Source organism: Micromonospora sp. MGP-C2, from assembly GCF_057766525.1.
In genome coordinates this window covers 2392181-2413312 of sequence record NZ_JBYMEN010000002.1, presented here as the reverse complement: position 1 = coordinate 2413312, position 21132 = coordinate 2392181, and the positions used below count along the sequence as shown (strand labels likewise).

Below are 21132 nucleotides of genomic sequence, written 5' to 3'. Positions count from 1 at the left end.
GACCCAGCCCACGGCAGCCTTGCGGCCCCCCGTTCCGCATGATCGTGCTCCGCATTCCGTGATCACTTGATGCTCAGTAGTTGCGGGAAGCCGTCTGCAACTACTGAGCATCAACTGATCATGGCTCGCTGGCTCGCTGGCTCGCTGGCTCGCTGGCTCGCTGGCCCACGGGTCGCCGGGCGACGGGGGACTGGCGCGGGTGGCGGGGCGGGGTGACCCGCGCCGGGGGCGCTGGGCGGTGGCGCCTGACGCAGCGTGGGGCGGCGGTCCAGCGACCGCCGCCCCACACCTGGACCTGTGTTGTTCAGCGCGCCGCCCGGTCGGCCATCAGCCGTCGCGGGTTCCAGCGCAGCAGCCGGTACCGGGTCCGCCCGGTCAGCGCCGCCATTCGACCGGACGTGTCCGCCATGCCGGTCCTCCACCGCAGCAGCACCGACGGCGGCAACACGGCGGCGAGGATGCGGGTCCGTCGGTCCGCCCGTGCGGCGAGCGCCCCGCGGACCGTGCGCAGCGCTGGCAGCAACCGCTCACCGGTCAGCGGATCCCGCGCGTAGCGGGCCCGTTCCTCGGCTTTGCCGAGCAGCCGCGCCGACTCCACGGCGGCGGTGTCGTCGCTGAGAGTGTCCCGGATGAGCCGGTCCGCGGTCGCCCTCGGCGTCTCGGTGAGGTCGACCGGAACCCGGAAGTCCACCAGGGTGTCGAGCAGTTCCGCCCAGGCGGCGTGCGCGTCCGCGCGGGCGCGGTTGGCGTCGGCGGCGACCGTGATCAGGCGGGTCCCCGGCTCGGGGCCGTCGGCGACGGTGGTGGCGGCCACCGTGGCGCTCGCCGCCCGGCCACCGCGTCGGCGCCGCAGCGCGACCCGGCGCAGAGCAGGCACCGCCAGGAGCAGCAGCAGGGCCAGCACGCCGGCCGCCCACCAGGGCCAGGTCGGCGGCTGTTCGTCGGGCGTCGTTCCGCCGAGGGCAAGCCCTTCGTCGGTGTCCCGGTCGGCGTTGTCCGGGCCGGCCGGCCCAGCTGAGGCCTCGGGGCCCGTCGGGGCGTCCGTGACACCCGTGCCCGGGGTGGTCGGCTCTGGCGCGTCGGTGTCCGGCGCCCAGGCCGACCGGGTGGAACCGGGAACCCCGGACGCCGGGGTGGCGTCGAACGGCACCCAACCGAGGCCGTCGAAGAAGACCTCGGTCCAGGCGTGCAGGTTGAGGTTGGTCAGCGTGAAGGTGTCACCGTCGCGCTTGCTGCCGTTGGTGAAGCCGAAGGCCACACGGGCTGGGATCCCGGCCGCGCGGACCAGCCAGGCCATCCCGGCGGCGTACTGCTGGCAGTAGCCGACCTTGTTGGTCAGGAAGTTGACGATGTCCTGCCCGCTGCTGCCGCTCTCGGTGCTCAACCGGTAGCTGAACCCGTTGTCCGCCGAGAAGTGCTGGTAGATGGCCAGCACCCGGTCGTAGTCGGTGCGCTTGCCCTGGACCAGCCCCTTGACCAGCTCGTCGACCTCCGGCACCCGCTCGGGGGTGGCGGTCAGCTGCCGGCGTACCGGGTGGTCGGCCGGGAGCGGCTGCGCGGCCCGCAGCGCCGCCGGCGTGTATGTCGAGCGGACGTAGTCGAAGGAGTACTTGCGGCCCCGGGAGTTTTCCCGGTTGGAGAAGACGACCTGTTGGTTGGGGTCGTAGAGCCAGTTGCCGTTGAGGTCCTCGGTGCGCACCGGCTCGGCGTACACCGGCATCAGCGACATGCTCAGGCTCTTGGTGACCTCGACGGTCGCCCGGTAGGTGGTCTGCTGCACGCCCCGACCGGCCCGTTCGGCCGGGTCCGGCAGGTCCCGGTTGGCGGGCCGACCGCTCGGGCTGCGCGCCTGGAAACCGCCCGGGCGCAGCTCGTCGGCGACCGCGTAACGCAGGTAGAACGGGCTCTGTTCGGACGTGGTGACCTTGACCAGATCGGCCACCTGGGACTGGTTGAGCTGGCCGGCGAGCGAGGCGAACAGGTCGATCCGACCCGATGTGCCGCCCGAGCCGGTGCCGTTGCCGTTGCCGTTGCCCGAACTCCGGCTGAGGGAGTCGAGCAGCCCGCCGGTCATGCCGGGCACCGCCAGCGGCAGCATCACCGCCAGGGCCACCCCGACCGCCGCGAGCCGGCGGCCGGCGGACGCCAGCGGCGAGGCCTCCCACACGTCGACGTCACGGCCGTCACCGGTGAAGCGGCGCCCGAAGCGGCGTACGCGGTCCACGTTGTCGGTGACCAGCAGCCAGAGGTAACCGGCGGCGCCCACCACGAACGGCACCGCGGGGACGCTGTCCACGTAGACGGCGACCGGCACCGAGTAGATGGCGAGCATCGGCAGCCCCGCCAGCGCGGGCCGGCGCAGTCCGACGGCCAGTACGTCGACAAGGACGGCGACCCCACCGACGCCGAGCACGGTGATGAACAACAGCGGGTCGGTGTCGGGGACCTCGACGCCGTACGAGCGCATGTCCTGCATGGAACCGGCGAGCAGATCGTTGAAGTGCGCGAGCGTGCCCGGCGTGGGCAGGACGGCGAGCAGCTCCGCGCCGCTGGGGAACAACCAGGTCAGGGCAAGGAGCAGGCCGGCCAGCATGCCCAGCACCTGACCCCACAGGGGAGCCCGGGCGAGCCGGGTCAACGCGGCCACCCCGGCCACCACGGCGACCGCGATGACGGACTGGATGAGCCAGGTCCAGCTCTGGAAGATGGCCGACAGCGGCGCGGCGGCCAGCAGGGTGGCCGTGGCCGCCACCAGGCCGATGTTCCGACTGGCGATCATGAGGGGAACCTTCCGTTCATCGCACGCCGCCGGCCACCGTCTCGGCCAGTGCGGCGCGAAGCGCGAAGCCCTGGGAGCCCCGGCCGGCCTGCGGCCACAGCGCGGGCAGTCGGCCGCCGTGGTCGACACCGACCACCCGCCAACCGCTCTGCAGCATGGCGAGGACGGCGGCGGCGTGCGCGCGTTCCGCCTCGGCCCGGGCCTTCTCCGGCAGGCTGAGCCAGGTGGAGCTGTTCAGTAGGAAGCCGACGCAGGTGGCGCCGTTGCCCCGCAGGCCGGCCAGCAGCTCGGCCTCGGCCACGCTCACCGTGCCGAAAAGCCCGATGATCAGACCACCGTCGGCGCGTTGGCGGACCCGTTGCACGAGGTCGGTCAGCTCCGCGCGCTGATCCAGTCGGACCTCCGCCAGGTGATCGAGCAGCGCCCCGTCACCGCCGGCCTCCGAGGCGTCGACATCCGCCCCCGAGCCGGTGACCAGGCGCAACTTGTAGCCGGCCTGGCGCAGGTGGACGGCGATGCTCGCGGCGGCGGAGACGGACCACTCGAAACTGGCCGTCGGCCCCTCGCCGCGGTGGCCGTACGCGCGGGTGTCCAGGACGACAGTGGCCCGGCTCTCCCACGGCTGCTCCTCGCGACGCACCATCAGCTCGCCGGTGCGTGCCGTGGACTTCCAGTGCACCCGGCGCAGGTCGTCGCCGCGCCGGTATTCCCGGGTCGCCGCGTCGTCCTCGCCGTGCACCGCCACCGAGCGGGCCCGACTGTCGCCGCTGCCCGCGTACTCCCCGGGGAGCCGGACCGACGGCAGTGCGGTGACCTGCGGGATGACCGTCAGGTGGTCGGTGCTGGGGAAGGACCTGGTGAGTTCGCAGAGACCGAACGGGTCGGTCATCCGGACCACCAGCGGGCCCACGTCGTAGCGACCCCGAACGTCGGCACGGACGGTGTACGCCACGGAGGTGGCCTGGTGCGCGCCGAGCCGCTCCAACACCACCCGGGGCCGGCTGCCCAGCGCGTAGGGCAGCCGGTCCTCCAGGAGCAGGGTGCCGGTCGGCAGCCGGGAGAGGTTCTGCAGGCGCAGCACCACCCGGGAGTTGGCGCCGACCGGAACCCGGTGCGGGTCCAGTGAACGGTTGCAGGCCAGCTTGTAGCGGCTGCGCCCGACGTAGGCCGCGGCCAGCAACGGCAGGATGGCCAACAGCACAGCCACCCGGAGCAGGTCCTTCTCGCCCAGGATGGCGGCCGAGATCGCCGCCGCGATGGCGGCGGCGAGGAAGGAGCGCCCGCGGGTGGTCAGCCCGCGTAGCCCGGCACGCACGTCATGGCCTCCGCGGCTCGTAGGGCGCGCGGCCGTTGCCGTTGCCGGTGCCGGGGCGGGTGTCGTACGGGTTGCGCTGCCGGTCGTGTGGCAACGGCAGGCGGTGCACCAGCTCGGAGACGATCGCGTCGGTGGTGCGTCGGGCGAGCTGCGCGTCGGCCGTCGGGATGATCCGGTGCGCGAGCACCGGCACCGCCAGGGCCTGCAGGTCGTCGGGGAGCACGTAGTCGCGACCCTCCAGGGCGGCGACCGCCCGGGCGGTGCGCAGCAGTTGCAGGGTCGCCCGGGGGAGGCGCCGAGCCGCAGGTCAGGTGCCTCGCGGGTGGCGGTGACCAGGTCGATCGCGTACTGCTTGACCGCGTCCGCGACGTGCACCTGTCGGACGGTGGCGATGAGCTGTCGGACGATGGCCGCATCGGAGACCGAGCGCAGCTCGTTCAGGGGGTCGGTGGCCCCGTGCCCGTCGAGCATGGCCAGCTCGGCGTTGGAGTCCGGGTAGCCCATCGCGATACGGGCGGTGAACCTGTCGCGCTGCGCCTCGGGCAGCGGGTAGGTCCCCTCCATCTCGATCGGGTTCTGGGTGGCGATGACCATGAAGGGGGTCTGGAGCTGGTAGGTGACACCGTCGACGGTGACCTGCCGTTCCTCCATGCACTCCAGCAACGCCGACTGGGTCTTCGGCGAGGCCCGGTTGATCTCGTCGCCGACCACCAGGTTGGCGAACACGGCACCGGGACGGAACTCGAAGTCGTGCGTCTCCTGGTTGTAGACGCTGACGCCGGTGACGTCGCTGGGCAGCAGGTCGGGGGTGAACTGGATCCGTCGCACCGTGCAGTCGATGGACCGCGCCAGGGCCTTGGCCAGCTTGGTCTTGCCGACACCCGGCACGTCTTCGATCAGGAGGTGACCCTCGGCGAGCAGGACGGCCAGGGCGAGCCGCACGGTGGCGGTCTTACCCTCGATGACCTGCTCGATGTTGGCCACGATGGCCTCGCTGGCGGCGCGGAACTCGTCGTGCGGCAGTAGGCCGCCCACCTCGTCCCAGGTCTGTTGTGTCACGGGCCTCCTCCTCGTCGCCATGACGGCAGCTCTGTATAGAGCACCTGGACCCGCCGTTGGGTTCGCGACGTCGAGCCTCGTCTGCCGCAGGAATCTCACTGGTCTCTCAGGCTAACCATGTTTGTCGTTATCGCCGACCCCCGCAGGTAGTCCGTCGGTTACGCACCGATATTCGCCATGTCGGGGGACCGGATCCGACCTCACCCCGGGGGCCGGCATGGGCAACGGCGCGCGGGGTACACTGCCGGACATGGCCGGAGTCTTCCTGCTTCTTACCGGGCCGTGCTGATGCGCTGAACGCAGCGACAGCACGGCGGCCCCTCCTGCGCGAGGGGCTTTTTTGTGCCCGCCGCCGGCCCGGCCCGGTGGTGCCGAGACGAAGCGAAGCGAAGCGAGGAGAGACGATGAGTGAGGCAGCCGCACCGGCGGGCGACATTCCCCCGTTCCGGTACAACGCGGCCCTGGCCGACGAGATCGAGATTCGTTGGCAGGACATCTGGGCGCGCGAGGGCACCTTCCACGCACCGAACCCGACCGGCCCGCTGGCCGACCCGACCCACCCCCGCGCCGGCGCGGAGAAGCTGTACGTGCTGGACATGTTCCCGTACCCGTCCGGCGCCGGCCTGCACGTCGGCCACCCGTTGGGCTACATCGGCACCGACTGCTACGCCCGCTACCAGCGGATGGCCGGCCGCAACGTGCTGCACGCGATGGGCTTCGACGCGTTCGGCCTGCCCGCCGAGCAGTACGCGGTGCAGACCGGCACCCACCCGAGGACCACGACGGTCGCGAACATCGAGCGGTACAAGGCGCAGCTGCGCCGGCTGGGGCTGGCGCACGACGAGCGTCGCTCGGTGGCCACCATCGACACCGACTTCTACCGCTGGACCCAGTGGATCTTCCTGCAGATCTTCAACTCCTGGTACGACAGTGACGCCGGCCGGGCCCGCCCGATCGCGGAGCTGATCGCGGAGTTCGAGGGTGGCAACCGGTCCACCCCGGACGGCCGGGCGTGGGCCGAGCTGAGCGTCGCCGAGCGCCGCCAGGTCGTCGACGACCACCGCCTGGCGTACGTTTCGCAGGCCCCGGTGAACTGGTGCCCGGGGCTGGGCACCGTGCTGGCCAACGAGGAGGTCACCGCCGACGGCCGCTCGGAGCGGGGCAACTTCCCGGTCTTCAAGCGCAACCTGAAGCAGTGGATGATGCGGATCACCGCGTACGGCGACCGCCTGATCGACGACCTGGACACCCTGGACTGGCCCGAGCCGATCAAGCTGATGCAGCGCAACTGGATCGGCCGTTCCACCGGTGCGCACATCGACTTCCCCACCGGGCAGGCGCCGGTGCGGGTGTTCACGACCCGACCGGACACCGTCTTCGGTGCCACCTACATGGTGCTGGCACCCGAGCACGAGCTGGTCGACGCGCTGGTGCCGGCCGCCTGGCCGGACGGGACGAGGGACGCCTGGACCGGCGGGCACGCCAGCCCCCGGGTGGCCGTCGAGGCGTACCGCAAGACGGCGGCGGCCAAGACCGACGTCGAGCGGCAGTCCGACACCAAGGAGAAGACCGGCGTCTTCATCGGCGCGTACGCCACCAACCCGGTCACCGGCGGGCAGATCCCGATCTTCATCGCCGACTACGTGCTGGCGGGCTACGGCACCGGCGCGATCATGGCGGTGCCGGCTCAGGACGAGCGGGACTGGGCGTTCGCCGAGGTCTTCGAGCTGCCCATCGTGCGCACCGTGCAGCCGGCGGAGGGCTTCGACGGCAAGGCGTACACCGGGGACGGCCCGGCGATCAACAGCGCCGCGCCCGAGCGCGGCCTGGACCTGAACGGCCTGGGGGTCGCCGACGCCAAGGCGGCCATCATCTCCTGGCTGGAGGCGAACGGGCACGGCACCGGCGCGGTCACCTACCGGCTGCGCGACTGGCTGTTCTCCCGCCAGCGTTACTGGGGCGAGCCGTTCCCGATCGTCTACGACTCCACCGGCGCGGCCATCGCCCTGCCGGAGGAGATGCTGCCTGTCGAGCTGCCGGAGGTGGACGACTTCTCGCCGAAGACGTTCGCCCCCGACGACGCCGACAGCAACCCGGAGACCCCGCTGTCGCGGCGGCGCGACTGGGTCGAGGTGGAGCTGGATCTGGGTGACGGGCCGCAGCGCTACACCCGGGAGACCAACGTGATGCCGCAGTGGGCCGGCTCCTGCTGGTACGAGCTGCGCTACCTGGACCCGACCAACAGCGACCGGTTCGTCGACGCGGAGAACGAGCAGTACTGGATGGGCCCGCGCGGCGACGGCGACTGCGGGGGCACCGACCTGTACGTCGGCGGTGCCGAGCACGCCGTGCTGCACCTGCTGTACGCGCGGTTCTGGCACAAGGTGCTGTACGACCTGGGTCACGTGTCGTCGTTCGAGCCGTTCCGCAAGCTGTTCAACCAGGGCATGATCCAGGCGTACGCGTACACCGACTCGCGCGGCAGCTACGTGCAGGCCGAGGAGGTCATGGAGCGCGACGGCGCCTACTACCTGGGTGACCTGACGGTCAACCGCGAGTACGGCAAGATGGGCAAGTCGCTGAAGAACGTGGTGACCCCCGACGACATGTGCGCCGCGTACGGCGCGGACACCTTCCGGGTGTACGAGATGTCGATGGGCCCGCTGGAGGTGTCCCGCCCCTGGGAGACCCGGGCGGTGGTCGGCTCGTACCGGTTCCTGCAGCGGGTCTGGCGGGCCGTCGTCGACGAGCAGACCGGAGCGCTGCGGGTCACCGAGGACCCGGCCGACGGGGCGACCCGCCGGTTGCTGCACACGGTGATCGACGGGGTCCGTGGCGACATGGACGGCATCCGGTTCAACACCGCGATCGCCAAGCTGATCCAGTTGACCAACGGGCTGACCGGGCTGTCGGCGACGCCCCGCGAGGTGGCCGAGCCGCTGGTGCTGATGGTGGCGCCGTTCGCCCCGCACCTGGCGGAGGAGCTGTGGCGCAAGCTGGGCCACGACACCTCACTGACGTACGCGGATTTCCCGACCGCCGACCCGGCGCTGCTGGTGGCGGACACGGTGACCTATCCGGTGCAGGTCAACGGCAAGGTCCGTGGCCGCATCGAGGTCCCCGCCGACACCGCCGAGGAGGCCGTCCGCGCGGCTGCCCTGGAGGCGGTGGCCGCAGCGCTGGCCGGTAAGGAACCCCGCAAGGTCATCGTGGTAAAGGGCCGGATGGTCTCCGTCGTCGCCTGACGCCGCAGGCACTTGCTGGCGTCGATCATGGAGTTGTGGTGCCTGGTTCGCCCCGTGGCAGGGGTTTGATCCCCCACCACAACTCCATGATCGACCCGGGCGCGGGTGGTCAGGCCTTCAGCGCGGCCGCCACGATTCCGCGGTGGGAGCTCAGCCAGTCCTGCCAGCTTCGTATTCCTTCGACCGTGCCCTGGTCGCGCAGCTGGCGCATGCCCGGCTCGTCGCGGTCGGCGCCGGCGTCGATGCCCCGCCAGGTGCTCTCGATCTGGTCGAGCATCACGCCCACCAGCTCGGCCCGCGCCAGCATGGCCGGTGCGGTCGCGGTCGACGCCGCGTCGTAGGCGTCGCAGAGGAGTCGGCAGCGCCGACCCAGCTCGACCGGGTCGGCGCCCTCTCCCAACGCGGCCCAGTGCCAGCCGGCGAACGCGACGTCCTCGATCCGCCGGCCCGGGCCGGCCAGGTCCCAGTCGAGGAAGGCCACCGGCAGTGGCCCGACGGAGGACTCCCGGTACACGGTGTTCTTCGGCGACAGGTCGCGGTGGCACACCGTCTCGGCGTCGCCCGCCAGCCCGGTGCCCGCACACGCGTCGTGCAGCCGCCGGATCAGCTCGGCCAGCCGCACCAGCGCCGCGTCGGCGAAGAACGCCGGATCCTCCCGGTCCCGCCACGGCACCCGGCCCGCGACGTAGCTGAGCATCTGCCGACCGTGGGCGTCGACGCCCAGGTGGCGCGGCGCGAGGTCCGCGCCCACCCCGGCCAGGTGGCGCAGCAGCGCGCCGACGAAGTCGAGGTTGGCGGGCGGGGTACGTCGTACCGTTTCCCCGATCCGGACCACGTCGGCGACGAAACCACCGGACAGTGGCTCCCCGGCCGGGCCGGCGGTTGGCTCGGCCACTGTCAGACCGGCATTCGACGGCGTCGGCGCTCGGCACGCCACCACTGGTGGATGATCACCACGCTGGCGATCAGGCCGAGGCTGGCCGGTGCGGCGGCATACCAGTTGATGTGCCCGGGGGAGCTGACCGCGGAGCCGATCGCCGCGTAGCCGACGGCGGTCGGCGCGGAGGCGATCACGCTGCCGGCCAGGAACGGCAGCACGCGCGCGCCGGTCGTGCCGTAGCCGTAGCTGACCAGCCCGAAGCCGGCGATGGGCAGCAGCCGCACGGTGACCACACCGAACACGCTCTGCCGGGCGAACCAGCCATCGAGGCGGGCCAGGCGACCACGGACCCGTTCGGCTACGAACTCCCGGCCGAGCAGCCGGCCGACACTGAACCCGATCGCCGCGGCCACCAACGCGGCGCCCAGGGCGTACGCGGCGCCCTCCAGGGGGCCGAAGATCGCGCCCGCGGCGAGCGTGATGAAGGTACGGGGGACCAGCGCGACCAGCAGCAGAGCGCCGCCGAGGATCGCCGCCACCGGGGCGAGGTCGCCCAGCCGGTCGGCCAGCAGCGGCAACTGCTCCGGATCCGGACGGGGCACCAGGAGCAGCAGCAGCCCGCACCCGCCGATCAGCAGCACGAGCAGGGCGAACCGGGCGGCCGACGGTTGCCGGAGCAGCCGACGGACGGCTCGGATCATTGCCGGGCGGCGGCCACCGCGGAGCGGCGCTCGTTGCGGAGCCGGTCGGGCCAGGTGTCGTCCAGCGGAGGAAGCTGGTGTGCCCCGGTGGCCCAGCGCAGCAGCAGGTCGGCCAGGGCGGGGTTGCGGGCCAGCGCCGGGCCGTGCGAATAGGTGCCCAGCAGCTTGCCGCGCCACGCGCCCTCGGTGGCACCGTCGTTGCCCACCCCGGCGGTGACCCGGGCCAGCGGGGAGACCTCCGGGCCGAGGTGGGTGCGGCCGCCGTGGTTCTCGAAACCGGTCAGCGGTGGCAGGCCCAGCCGCGGGTCGATCTCACCGGCCAGCTCACCCACGGCCCGGCTCGGGCCCCGGTCGGACTGGAGGTCGAGCAGCTCCAGGCCGCGGCACTGCACGCCCTTGGCGAAGAACGAGGTGCCGAGCAGTTGGTAGCCGGCGCAGACACCGAACACCACCGAACCCTGGGCGACCGCCCGGTGCAGACCGCCGTCGGCGAGCAGGCGCTGCGCGCCCAGTGCCTGAGGGCCGTCCTCGCCGCCGCCGACCAGGTAGATGTCGGCGGTCGCTGGCAGCTGCTGGTCGGAGCGGACCTCCAGCACCTCGACGGGCATGCCGCGTTGGCGGGCCCGGCGGGCGAGGATCAGGGCGTTGCCCCGGTCGCCGTAGGTGGACAGCAGGTCGGGGTAGATCCAGACGATGCGCAGGCTCTCAGATGACACGGTCCAACTCCGCTCGGATGTCCTGGAACGCGGTGTAGTTCGCGATGACCTCCAGCCGCCCGGACGGGACCGACCGGATCGCGTCGTCGAACGTGCGGACGTGCTGGAACGGCACGTCGTTGACGTCCAGACGGACTGCCAGGTCGTATGCCCGGTCGCCGGTGATCAACACCTGCCGGCCACGGAGCGGGGCGAAGTCGACGTCGTAGAGCCACGACGTGTCGAGACCGTCGGGGTCGCGCGCGTTGATGGAGAGCAGGGTCGGGGCGTCGTCGGCCATGTCGAAGGCCTCCAGCCAGCTGGCCGGGTTCTTGGCCAGCAGCAGCCGGATGTTGCGCCCGTCCTTGTCGACCTGCGCGTAACGGCCGGCCACCGATGTGACGATGCCAAGGCGGGACACCGCGTCGACCGGACGGACGCCGAACTCGGCGGCCACGGCCAGCGCGGTCGCGGCGTTGCCGAGATTGACCTTGCCGGGCAGCTGGAGCGAGACCTTGTGCCAGGCCCCGGTGGGGTCGAGCACCCCCTCGTCCTCGACGACCCAGTTCGGCTCCGGTCGGCGCAGCGGGCAGCCGGTGCACCACCACTGGTCACCGGAGCGCTGGATGGTGGAGCCGCACTCCGGGCAGACCCAGGAGTCGTCGTGCCAGCGCTGGCCCGCACTGAACCAGGTCACGTGCGGCGGGTTGATGCCCCGGGCGGGGTCGCCCGGCGGGGTGGCGGCCCACACCACCAGCGGGTCGTCGGCGTTGGCCACCACCCGCACGTTGGTGTGCCGGACCAGGGCCGCGCGCCAGAGCTGCGCCATCATGGCGACCTCCTTGGCGCGGTCGAGCTGGTCGCGGGAGAGGTTGAGCAGCGCGACCACGTGCGGCTCGGTCGCCTCCAGCACCTGGGCGAGATAGTGCTCGTCCACCTCCAGCACCGCGTACGGGGTGCTGCCGGCCTTGGCCAGCGCCGAGGTGTGCCCACTGGGCATGTTGGCGCCGAACGAGTTGGTGGCGACCCGGCCGAGCACGCCGACCGCGGCGGAGGTCAGCCGGGTGGTGGTGGTCTTGCCGTTGGTGCCGGAGACGAGCGCGATCGCCCGCCCGGCCGACAGATGGGCCAGCAGGTCCGGGTCGATCTTCAGGCCGATCCAACCGCCGATCACCGAACCGTCGCCGCGGCCGGCCGCCCGAGAGAGCGCTGCGGCGGTCCGTGACACGGAGCTGGCCACCTTGGCCCGTAGGGGCATTTTCGCGTCGGTCACGCGAGCGAGGTTACCGGACCGCCCGCCCCGCCAGATCGCCGCCGACGGTGAACCGTTCGGCCGTGGTGGCTGCGCGGGCGGCCGGGTGGACCTCCGCCGGACGGAGTCGATCTATGTCGGAAAGCGGACCACGCCGGAGGGCGGTCGCGGCCCTCCACTCCGCTCCACCCCTTGTGACGTGCTGTTTTAGGCGGGGATCGGGCGCGCCACGCGGGCGAATCTGGTTGCGAGTGGAGGGAAGTGGAGTAGAGTGGGGACCAATGGTGAGGCCGGGAGGGCTCACCGGCCCGGGGGGTCAGCGGCGCCGCGAACGCCGCTCAAGGGCGAGGGGGTTGGGCCGATGTTCCTCGGCACCCACACTCCGCGCCTGGACGAAAAGGGCCGGTTGATCCTTCCGGCCAAGTTCCGGGATGAGCTGGCGGGGGGTGTCGTGGTCACCAAAGGGCAGGATCGTTGCCTCTACGTCTTCCCGACTCCTGAGTTCCAGCGGATCGCGGAGCAGTTGCGCGCGCAGCCGATGACGCACAAGGCGGCCCGGGCCTACAGCCGGGTCTTCTTCGCGAGCGCGCACGACGAGGTTCCCGACAAGCAGGGTCGGGTGACCATTCCAGCCCATCTGCGGGAGTATGCCGCGCTCGACCGCGAATTGGTGGTCATCGGCGCGAGCACGCGGGTGGAGATCTGGGACAAGGTCGCCTGGGAGACCTACCTCGCCGAGAGCGAAGACGACTTCGCCGACATCGAGGAGGGGGTGCTGCCAGGCGGTCTGTAGGGCGGAACGGCGCCCGACGTACTGCGAGATCTCCAGCCGCTTTCGAGTTCCTGGCACCCCTTCCCCGGTGCCAGGCGCACGATCCAGTCATCGGGCGACGGTCCGGTGTCCGGCGGGAGCGGATGGGGATCTGGCGGTACGACGGCAGCGCCGTCCGACGACAGGCGCACGAAGAGAACGGACGTTTCAACCAGTGGGGGTCATCATGGGGGAGTTGCGCGGCACGCACGTGCCGGTGCTGCTCGAGCGGTGTCTCGAGCTGCTGGCCCCCGCGCTGGGTCGAGGCGGCCGGACGATCTACGTCGACGCGACGCTCGGCCTGGCCGGGCACGCGGAGGCGGTGCTGGAGGCGCACCCGGAGACGGTCCTGATCGGGCTCGACCGGGACACCGAGGCGCTCGCCCACGCGCGGGTCCGACTGGCCCGGTTCGCCGATCGGGTGCACCTGGAGCACGCCGTCTACGACGAGCTGCCGGACGTGCTCGACCGGCTGGGCTATCCGGGCATCGACGGGATCCTGTTCGACCTGGGTGTCTCGTCGTTGCAGTTGGACGCGCCCGACCGCGGGTTCGCGTACGCCCAGGACGCGCCACTGGACATGCGGATGGACCAGACCCGGGGGGTGACCGCCGAGGAGGTGGTCAACACCTACGGGCATCCGGACCTGGCCCGGGTGCTGCGGGTCTACGGCGAGGAGAAGTTCGCCGGCCGGATCGCCTCGGCGATCATCCGGGAGCGGGAACGCGCCCGGATCACCTCGTCCGCGCTGCTGGCGGAGCTGGTCCGGGACTCCATCCCGGCGCCGGCCCGACGAACGGGCGGACACCCGGCAAAGAGAACGTTTCAGGCTTTACGGATCGAGGTAAACAAAGAGCTGGCAGCGCTGGAGACAGCGTTGCCATCCGCGCTCGACGCACTGACCGTGGGCGGTCGCATGGTGGTCCTGTCCTACCACTCGCTGGAGGACAGGCTCACCAAGGCGGCCCTCGCGGACCGGGTCCGCAACACGGGCCCGGTCGACCTCCCGGTCGAACTTCCCGGGTCCGGTCCGACGTTCCGGCTGCTCAGCCGGGGCGCCGAACTGCCCGGGGAGGCGGAGGTCGCCGCCAACCCGCGCGCCGCCTCGGTGCGGCTGCGGGCTGCGGAGCGACTCGACCCGAACGCGACAGAGCTTGGGCGGACCGACCGCGAACGGTCTCGCCGACGGGTGAAGGGAATGCACCAACCGGGCACGGGGTCCGCCTGATCCGTGGGGGGTCAGGGGCACCGGGACGGCAGAGGGACGGACGTTGAGGGGGAGGGACATGAACATTGACAAGCGCGGCCGCCGGGACGTCACCGGCGGCGAGCAGCGCGCACCGCGGTCGGGGGGCCGGACCGCGGCGGAGCGGGCTCCGCGCCTCGGAAACGGTACGCCACGCATCGATCGAACGAATCGGCAGGGGGAGACTCGCGCCCGGGGGGCGCGCGAGTTCCCGACTCAGGGCACCGCCGCGCTGCGACCGGTCGAGAAGGCCGCCAGCGCCACCGTTGCCCGCCCGCCTCGGCTGCGGGTGGCGCCGCCACCGCCGGTGTCGGTGCCGCGCGCGCCGTTCGCGGCGCTGATCGTGCTGCTGGTGGTCGGCGGGGTGCTGGGCATCCTGGCGGTCAACACCAAGATCAATGAGAACGCGTTCCGGTTGGAGCGGTTGCAGCAGCAGCAGGCTCGACTGGACCTGGAGAAGCAGCAACTGGACAAGCAGATCGCCGAGGCCGAGGCGCCGGGCAACCTGACCGCCGAGGCGCGGCGGCTGGGCCTGGTGGACGCCGGCGAGCCGGGCTACATCCGGCTGCCGGACGGCAAGACCATCGGCGTGCCGCAGCCGGCGACCGGCAAGCCGTCGGTGACCAGCCAGGGTGCGGGAGGCTGACCAGTGCCACCAAGGTCGGACGAGCCGCGCCGGGACCCCACGGGGGCCCGGCGCGGTTCTTCGCGTGACGCCGGCCCCGTCGACGGGGAGTCCCGCTCCGGCGAACCAGGCATCGGGGGCATCTCCGGGGCTCGCGCGTACACCCCGAGGGGTCGAACCGTGCGCGAGGAGCGCGGCACGCCGGCGCGCAGCGGGGGCGCCGAGCAGAGGCGTACGCCGCGCAGCACCCGGTCCGGCGACCCGTTCCGGCCGGCGTTGCAGGTGCTCGACGGCGGCCGGGCCGCCGCCCGCGCCGGCCGGCGCGACGCTCCGGCCGCTGGGCGCGGCGGCGTCGTGCGCACCGTCTCGCCGCGCACCCCGCGTGCCCCGGGCGTCGACGAGCCGCCGCCACGCCGCCGGACCACGCCACGCGCGCCGCGGCGCACCGACCGACCGGCGTCCCGCCGACCGTCCCGCAAGCCACCGCGCCCTCCGAAGCTGGCCGAGTCGCGACTGCGCCTGCGGCTGGGCACCGCGCTCGCCCTGACGCTGTTCGCCGTCATCGGGATCCGGCTGATCTTCCTTCAGGCGGTCGACGCTCCGGCGTACGCCGGGGGCGGCATCGCCGACCGCCTCCGCACTGTCGAGCTGCCGGCGCCGCGGGGCGCGATCTACGACAGCACCGGCGCGCCCCTGGCCCGCAGTGTCGAGGCCCGCTATGTCTTCGCCGACCCGACCGAGGTGAAGGACCCGCCCGGCACCGCGAAGGCGCTCTCCCCGCTGCTCGGCATCCCGGCGTCGAAGCTGGTCGAGCTGATGAAGCCCCGCAGGCTGGAGAACGGCAAGTTGTCCACGTTCGCCTACCTGGCCCGGGGTGTGGAGATCCCGACGGCCAAGCGGGTGCAGGCGCTGGAGCTTCCCGGCATCGGGGTGCACCGCGACGAGAGCCGTGACGTGCCCGGCGGTGACCTGGCGGCCAACCTGATCGGCTTCACCAGTCAGGACATGGCCGGCCTGGAGGGGTTGGAGGCCCGCTACGACGACGTGCTCGCCGGGCAGGACGGCAAGCGGGTGTACGAGGCCGGCCTCGGTGACCTCGCGGCGCCGATCCCGGGCGGCTACAGCCAGACCACTCCCGCCAAGCCGGGCAGCTCGCTGGCCCTCACCATCGACCGTGACCTGCAGTTCCGTACGCAGCAGATCCTCAGCGCGGGCATGGCCCAGCAGCGCGGCGGCACCGGCGTGGCCGTGATCATCGAAATCCCCTCCGGTGCGGTGCTGGCCCAGGCCAGCAATCCCACCTACAGCGCGGCGAAGCCGTTCCCGAGCGACCCGGTCGCCCGGGAGGACGCGGCGACCAGTTTCGTCGTCGACCCCGGCTCGATCCACAAGGCGATCACCTTCGGTGCGGCGTTGCAGGAGGGTGTGATCACGCCGGACACGGCGCTGCCCATCGCCAACAGCATCAAGAAGGGCGACACCTGGTTCTCCGACACCCATCCCGCCGACGGCAAGAAGATGAGCGTGCCGGGGATGCTCGCCTACTCGTCGAACGTCGGCACCATCACGATCGCCGGCCAGCTCGGCAAGGACCGGTTGATCGACTACCAGAAGCGGTTCGGGCTGGGTAAGCCCACCGGCGAGGGAATGCCGGGGGAGGCCAGCGGACGTCTGCTCCCGGCCGACGAGTGGAGCGACTCGTCGGAGGGTTCGGTGCCGATCGGGCACAGCGTCGACGCCACCCCGCTGCAGATGGCCGCCGCGTACGCCGCCATCGCCAACAACGGCACGTACGTGCAGCCGCACCTGGTCAAGGAGGTGATCGGCCCGGACGGCAAGCGCACCCCCGCGCCGGCGCCGGTGACCCGGTCGGTGCTCAGCCCGCAGAACGCGGCGGCCCTGCGCACCATGCTGGAGGCGGTCACCACCGTCGACCGCGCCACCGGGCTGACCGCCGCCGTCCCCGGCTACCGGGTCGCCGGCAAGACCGGCACCGGGTGGCGACTGGTGGACGGCAGGAAGCAGCCCGGCGAGGTGTCCTCGTTCATCGGCATGGCCCCCGCCGAGAACCCCCGGTACGTGATCGCGGTCTTCGCGTACGCGCCCGGTGGTGGGGCGCCGCGATCGCCGGCCCGGCGTTCCGCGACATGATGCAGTTCACGCTGCGTCACTACCGCGTACCACCGTCAACCGGTGGTTCCGCACCCAAGTTCGTGGTCTATCCGCGCTGAGCAGCAATGGCGGGACATCATCGGTGAGTGCCGACGAACCACCGGGGCGGCTGTGCGGCCGGAACCGGACGACGGGGTAGGGTCTGACGCCGTGCCCGGCAATCCACGTCCACGTACCGTGACCGGAGTCCGGCTCGGCGATCTCGCCGTCCGACTCGCCGTCGACCTTCCGGCGGACGCCGCCGAGGTGGTCGTCACCGGGGCCACCCACGCCAGCCAGGAGGTCCATCCCGGCGACCTGTACGCGGCGTTGCCCGGCGCTCGCCGGCACGGCGCGGAGTTCGCCGCCGGCGCCGCCGAGGCGGGTGCCGTGGCCCTGCTGACCGACCCGGCGGGTGCGGAGCTGGCCGCGGGCAGCGGGCTGCCCGTCCTGGTGGTGCCCGACCCGCGCGCCGTGCTCGGCGAGCTGGCCTCGGCCGTGTACGGCGACCCGACCGCCGGTCTCACAGTGATCGGGGTGACCGGCACCGCCGGAAAGACCTCCACCGCGTACCTGATCGAGTCGGGGCTGCGGGCGGCCGGCCACACCACCGGGTTGATCGGCACGGTCGAGACGCGGCTCGGTGACCTGGTGATCGACAGCGTGCGCACCACGCCGGAGGCGACCGACCTGCACGCCATGCTGGCCACCGCGCGCGAGCGGGGGGTCACCGCGGTGGTCATGGAGGTCTCCAGCCACGCGCTGGCCATGGGTCGCGTGGGCGGCGTCCGGTTCGCCGTCGGCGGCTACACCAACTTCGGCTCCGACCACCTGGACTTCCACGCCGACAGCGACGACTACTTCGCCGCCAAGGCCCAGCTCTTCGACGGGCGGTGCGCGGTCGAGGTGCTCAACCACGACGACCCGGCGCTGAAGCCGCTGTACAAGCCGGCCACCGTCACCTACTCGGCGGCCGGCGACCAGGGCGCGAGCTGGTGGGCCGACGGCGTGGGCGGCGAGGGGTACGCGCAGCGGTTCACCGCGCACGGCCCGGACGGCGTGGTCCTGGACGCCGGGGTGGCACTGCCCGGCCGGCACAACGTGGCGAACGCGCTGCTGGCCATCGCCGCGCTGGTCGGTGCCGGGGTGGACCCGACGACCGCGGCGGCCGGGGTGGCCGCCTGCGGTGGCGTGCCGGGCCGGCTGGAGTTGGTCGACGTCGCCGCGCCGGTGCGCGGCGTTGTCGACTACGCGCACAAGTCGGACGCGATCGTGGCGGCGCTGGCCGCGCTGCGCGAGTTGAGCGCCGGACGGCTGATCTGTGTGATCGGCGCCGGCGGTGACCGGGACCGGGGCAAGCGGCCGGTGATGGGCGCGGCCGCGGCGGAGGGAGCCGACCTGGTGCTGGTGACCGACGACAACCCGCGTACCGAGGAGCCGGCGGAGATCCGCGCCGAGGTGCTCGCGGGCGCGTACCGGGCTGGAACGGCCGCCCGGATCATCGAGGTGGCCGGCCGCCGCGCAGCGATCGACGAGGCGGTCCGGCTGTCCGAGCCGGGCGACGTCATCGCGCTGCTCGGCAAGGGGCACGAGCGCGGCCAGGAGGTGGCGGGCGAAGTGTTTCCGTTCGACGACAGCATCGAGCTGGCCGACGCGCTGCGGGCCCGCTTCGGGGACCTGGCGGTCCAGCGGTGATCGCGCTGAGCCTGGCCGAGGTGGCCGCGGCGGTCGACGGGCGGCTGGAGGCCGCCGATCCCGCCGCCACAGTGACCGGTTCGGTGGAGTTCGACTCCCGAAAGGTGGGGCCCGGTTCGCTCTTCGTGGCCTTCCCCGGTGAGAAGGTCGACGGGCACGACTACGCGGCGACGGCGATCCAGGCCGGCGCGGTGGCGGTGCTCGGCAGCCGTGCGGTGCCCGGGGTGCCGATGGTGCTGGTGGACGACGCCCTGACCGCGATGGGCCGGCTGGCCCGTGCCGCGGTGGACCGGCTGCCGGAGCTGACCGTGATCGGGGTGACCGGCTCCTCCGGCAAGACCACCACGAAGGACCTGATCGGTCAGCTCACCGCCCGGCTCGGGGCCACCGTGGCGCCGCCCGGCTCGTTCAACAACGAGCTGGGCCACCCGTACACCGCGCTGCAGGCCGGGCCGGACACCCGCTACCTGGTGATGGAGAAGGGCGCGCGGGGGATCGGGCACGTGCGGTACCTGTGCGAGCTGGTGCCGCCCCGGATCTCCGTGGTGCTCAACGTCGGCACGTCGCACATCGGCGAGTTCGGCTCGCAGGACGCCATCGCCCAGGCCAAGGGAGAGCTGGTCGAGGCTCTGCCGGCGGACGGGCTGGCGGTGCTGAACGCCGACGACCCGCGGGTGGACGCGATGGCGGGTCGCACCGGGGCCCGGGTGGTCCGCTACGGCGAGGCGCCGGACGCCGACGTGCGCGCCGAGGACGTCACGCTGGACGAGCGGGGGCACCCGTCGTACACGTTGGTCACCCCGGAGGGCCGCGCGTCGGTGCGGCTCGGGCTGACCGGCCGTCACCAGGTCGGCAACACGCTCGCCGCGGCGGCGGTCGCCCGGGAGCTGGGCATGCCGCTGGCCGAGCTGGCCACGGCCCTCGGCGAGCTGGGGCTGGTCTCGACCCGTCGGATGGACGTCTTCGACCGCCCCGACGGGGTGACCGTCATCGACGACTCGTACAACGCCAACCCGGCCTCGATGGCGGTGGCGGTACGGGCGCTGGCCAGTATCGGCCAGGGGCGGCGTACCGTCGCGGTGCTCGGTTACATGGCCGAGCTGGGCCCGTTCGAGCGCGACGGCCACGCCGAGGTCGGCCAACTCGTGGCCGAGCTGGGCGTCGACCGGCTGCTCGTGGTGGGTGAGCCGGCAGCGCCGATCCACGAAGGCGCGACAGCGGTAGCGAACTGGGGAGGAGAGTCGGTGCTGCTCACCGATCAGGCGGCGGCCGTCGAGGTGCTGCGGAGCGAGCTACGACCGGGTGATGTCGTCCTGGTCAAGGGTTCCCGGTACCGGACCTGGGAGGTGGCCGACGCCCTGCGCGCCGACGCCGCTGGGGAGCCAACCCGATGAGGGCCGTCATCGTCGCCGTCGGGGTCGCCTTCCTCGTCTCGCTGTTCGGCACCCCGATCGCGATCAAGTTGTTCACCCGGCTCAAGGCCGGTCAGCCGATCCGGTCCGACGGCCCGGCCATGCACCAGGGCAAGAAGGGCACGCCCACGATGGGCGGCGTGGTCTTCATCCTGGCCACGGTGATCGCGTACGTGGCCGGGCACCTGGCCCTGACCAGCCTGCCGGACCAGCAGATCGCCCAGGTGGAGCCGACCATCACGGCATTGGTGCTGCTGGGGCTGATGGTCTTCTCCGGCGCTGTGGGTTTCCTCGACGACTTCCTCAAGGTGCGCAAGCGCAACAGCGCCGGGCTGAACAAGCGCGGCAAGCTGCTCGGCCAGATCCTGGTCGGCGCGGTCTTCGGGGTGATCGCGCTGTGGTTCCCGAGCACGATGACCGACGGTTCGGGCCTGGCGACCAACACCGAGACGGTCGGCAGCACCACGCTGAGCTTCATCCGGGACATCGACGCCCTGGAGGTCAGCAAGGTCGGCGCGGTGATCATCTTCATCTTCGTGGTGATGGGCGCGACGAACGGCGTCAACCTCACCGACGGCCTCGACGGTCTGGCCACCGGCGCCTCGGTGATGGTGCTCGCCGCGTACGCGTTGATCGCGTTCTGGCAGTACCGGCACTGGTGCGCGGACCCGAACTACACCCAGCCGTACTGCTACGAGGTCCGCGACCCGTTGGAGATCGCGCTGATAGCCGGGGCGGCGGCCGGGGCCTGTGTGGGCTTCCTCTGGTGGAACACGTCCCCGGCACGGATCTTCATGGGCGACACCGGGGCGCTGGGGCTGGGCGGTCTGATCGCCGGCATGGCGATGTCCACCCGCACCATCCTGCTGCTGCCGATCATCGGCGGGCTCTTCGTGATCATCACGATGTCCGTGGTGATCCAGATCATCTCCTTCAAGACCACCGGTAAACGGGTGTTCCGGATGTCTCCCCTGCAGCACCACTTCGAGTTGGCCGGCTGGAGTGAGGTAAACATCGTGGTGCGCTTCTGGATCATCGCGGGCATCGGCGTGGCCATCGCCCTGGGCCTGTTCTACAGCGAGTTCCTCGCCAACATGACCTGATCGGCCCTCGCGATCCCCGCACTCCCCGGCCGCCCGGACGGCCCGCTGCGCGCGGGTTCCGTCCGGGCGGTTGGTGCTTTCAAGGCCGGCGCGGGAGTTCGACACGCCCGGTGCGTCGTTGTGGGCGTGCCCGGCGCGTCCAGCGGTGATGATGTCGGGGTGG

The 21132-nt window shown here is 72.2% G+C and carries 12 protein-coding genes and 3 pseudogenes; 8 read left to right on the top strand and 7 right to left on the bottom strand.

The window, feature by feature from the left end:
- Positions 1 to 304: 304 nt before the first annotated feature.
- The 3 genes and pseudogenes from AC3CF1_RS10565 to AC3CF1_RS10555 all read right to left on the bottom strand — a co-directional run bounded on the left by AC3CF1_RS10565 (position 305) and on the right by AC3CF1_RS10555 (position 5153).
- A complete protein-coding gene (locus AC3CF1_RS10565; RefSeq protein WP_488450304.1) occupies positions 305 to 2779 on the bottom strand; it encodes a transglutaminase TgpA family protein in 2475 nt (824 codons plus the stop codon).
- A gap of 16 nt (positions 2780 to 2795) precedes the next feature.
- Entirely contained in the window at positions 2796 to 4094 is a 1299-nt protein-coding gene (locus AC3CF1_RS10560; RefSeq protein ID WP_088949392.1) for a DUF58 domain-containing protein, read from the bottom strand.
- 1 nt (position 4095) lies between these two features.
- Positions 4096 to 5153 (bottom strand): annotated as a pseudogene (locus AC3CF1_RS10555) (AAA family ATPase).
- A gap of 404 nt (positions 5154 to 5557) precedes the next feature.
- Here AC3CF1_RS10555 and leuS point away from each other — a divergent pair.
- The gene (leuS, locus tag AC3CF1_RS10550) at positions 5558 to 8398 is read left to right on the top strand and encodes a leucine--tRNA ligase (protein ID WP_354983513.1); all 2841 of its coding nucleotides are present in this window, start codon (positions 5558 to 5560) and stop codon (positions 8396 to 8398) included.
- Between the two features lie 109 nt (positions 8399 to 8507).
- On the opposite strand, the gene AC3CF1_RS10545 is transcribed toward leuS, so the two are convergent.
- The 4 genes from AC3CF1_RS10545 to AC3CF1_RS10530 are packed head-to-tail and all read right to left on the bottom strand — an operon-like array spanning position 8508 to position 11932.
- Positions 8508 to 9293: an aminoglycoside phosphotransferase family protein gene (locus tag AC3CF1_RS10545; protein ID WP_488450302.1), complete on the bottom strand. Its 786-nt coding sequence runs from the start codon at positions 9291 to 9293 to the stop codon at positions 8508 to 8510.
- A 2-nt stretch (positions 9294 to 9295) separates the two neighbouring features.
- Positions 9296 to 9979: a TVP38/TMEM64 family protein gene (locus AC3CF1_RS10540; RefSeq protein ID WP_488450300.1), complete on the bottom strand. Its 684-nt coding sequence runs from the start codon at positions 9977 to 9979 to the stop codon at positions 9296 to 9298.
- Positions 9976 to 10695: a type 1 glutamine amidotransferase gene (locus AC3CF1_RS10535; RefSeq protein WP_088949387.1), complete on the bottom strand. Its 720-nt coding sequence runs from the start codon at positions 10693 to 10695 to the stop codon at positions 9976 to 9978. Before AC3CF1_RS10535 ends, AC3CF1_RS10540 begins: the two co-directional genes overlap by 4 nt.
- On the bottom strand, positions 10685 to 11932 hold the full coding sequence (locus AC3CF1_RS10530) for a MurT ligase domain-containing protein (RefSeq protein WP_488452065.1): 1248 nt from the start codon (positions 11930 to 11932) through the stop codon (positions 10685 to 10687). The genes AC3CF1_RS10535 and AC3CF1_RS10530 overlap by 11 nt, the downstream gene beginning before the upstream one ends.
- Before the next feature lie 355 nt (positions 11933 to 12287).
- On the opposite strand from AC3CF1_RS10530, the gene mraZ reads away from it, so the two are divergent.
- From mraZ to mraY, 7 genes and pseudogenes are all read left to right on the top strand, one after another.
- On the top strand, positions 12288 to 12719 hold the full coding sequence (mraZ, locus tag AC3CF1_RS10525) for a division/cell wall cluster transcriptional repressor MraZ (protein ID WP_088949385.1): 432 nt from the start codon (positions 12288 to 12290) through the stop codon (positions 12717 to 12719).
- 205 nt (positions 12720 to 12924) lie between these two features.
- Positions 12925 to 14034 (top strand): annotated as a pseudogene (rsmH, locus tag AC3CF1_RS10520) (16S rRNA (cytosine(1402)-N(4))-methyltransferase RsmH).
- The gene (ftsL, locus tag AC3CF1_RS10515) at positions 14024 to 14629 is read left to right on the top strand and encodes a cell division protein FtsL (RefSeq protein ID WP_141910533.1); all 606 of its coding nucleotides are present in this window, start codon (positions 14024 to 14026) and stop codon (positions 14627 to 14629) included. The pseudogene rsmH and the gene ftsL overlap by 11 nt, the downstream one beginning before the upstream one ends.
- A gap of 3 nt (positions 14630 to 14632) precedes the next feature.
- Positions 14633 to 16839, top strand: a pseudogene (locus AC3CF1_RS10510) (peptidoglycan D,D-transpeptidase FtsI family protein).
- A gap of 52 nt (positions 16840 to 16891) precedes the next feature.
- The gene (locus AC3CF1_RS10505; protein ID WP_488450297.1) at positions 16892 to 18454 is read left to right on the top strand and encodes a UDP-N-acetylmuramoyl-L-alanyl-D-glutamate--2,6-diaminopimelate ligase; all 1563 of its coding nucleotides are present in this window, start codon (positions 16892 to 16894) and stop codon (positions 18452 to 18454) included.
- A complete protein-coding gene (locus tag AC3CF1_RS10500) occupies positions 18451 to 19848 on the top strand; it encodes a UDP-N-acetylmuramoyl-tripeptide--D-alanyl-D-alanine ligase (RefSeq protein ID WP_488450296.1) in 1398 nt (465 codons plus the stop codon). Before AC3CF1_RS10505 ends, AC3CF1_RS10500 begins: the two co-directional genes overlap by 4 nt.
- The gene (mraY, locus tag AC3CF1_RS10495; protein ID WP_088949380.1) at positions 19845 to 20969 is read left to right on the top strand and encodes a phospho-N-acetylmuramoyl-pentapeptide-transferase; all 1125 of its coding nucleotides are present in this window, start codon (positions 19845 to 19847) and stop codon (positions 20967 to 20969) included. The genes AC3CF1_RS10500 and mraY overlap by 4 nt, the downstream gene beginning before the upstream one ends.
- Positions 20970 to 21132: the final 163 nt, after the last annotated feature.

Coding starts and splice junctions, on each gene's coding strand:
- ftsL (WP_141910533.1), top strand. CDS start 14,024: ATGAACATTGACAAGCGCGGCCGCCGGGACGTCACCGGCGGCGAGCAG.
- mraY (WP_088949380.1), top strand. CDS start 19,845: ATGAGGGCCGTCATCGTCGCCGTCGGGGTCGCCTTCCTCGTCTCGCTG.
- AC3CF1_RS10565 (WP_488450304.1), bottom strand. CDS start 2,779: ATGATCGCCAGTCGGAACATCGGCCTGGTGGCGGCCACGGCCACCCTG.
- AC3CF1_RS10540 (WP_488450300.1), bottom strand. CDS start 9,979: ATGATCCGAGCCGTCCGTCGGCTGCTCCGGCAACCGTCGGCCGCCCGG.
- leuS (WP_354983513.1), top strand. CDS start 5,558: ATGAGTGAGGCAGCCGCACCGGCGGGCGACATTCCCCCGTTCCGGTAC.
- mraZ (WP_088949385.1), top strand. CDS start 12,288: ATGTTCCTCGGCACCCACACTCCGCGCCTGGACGAAAAGGGCCGGTTG.
- AC3CF1_RS10530 (WP_488452065.1), bottom strand. CDS start 11,932: ATGCCCCTACGGGCCAAGGTGGCCAGCTCCGTGTCACGGACCGCCGCA.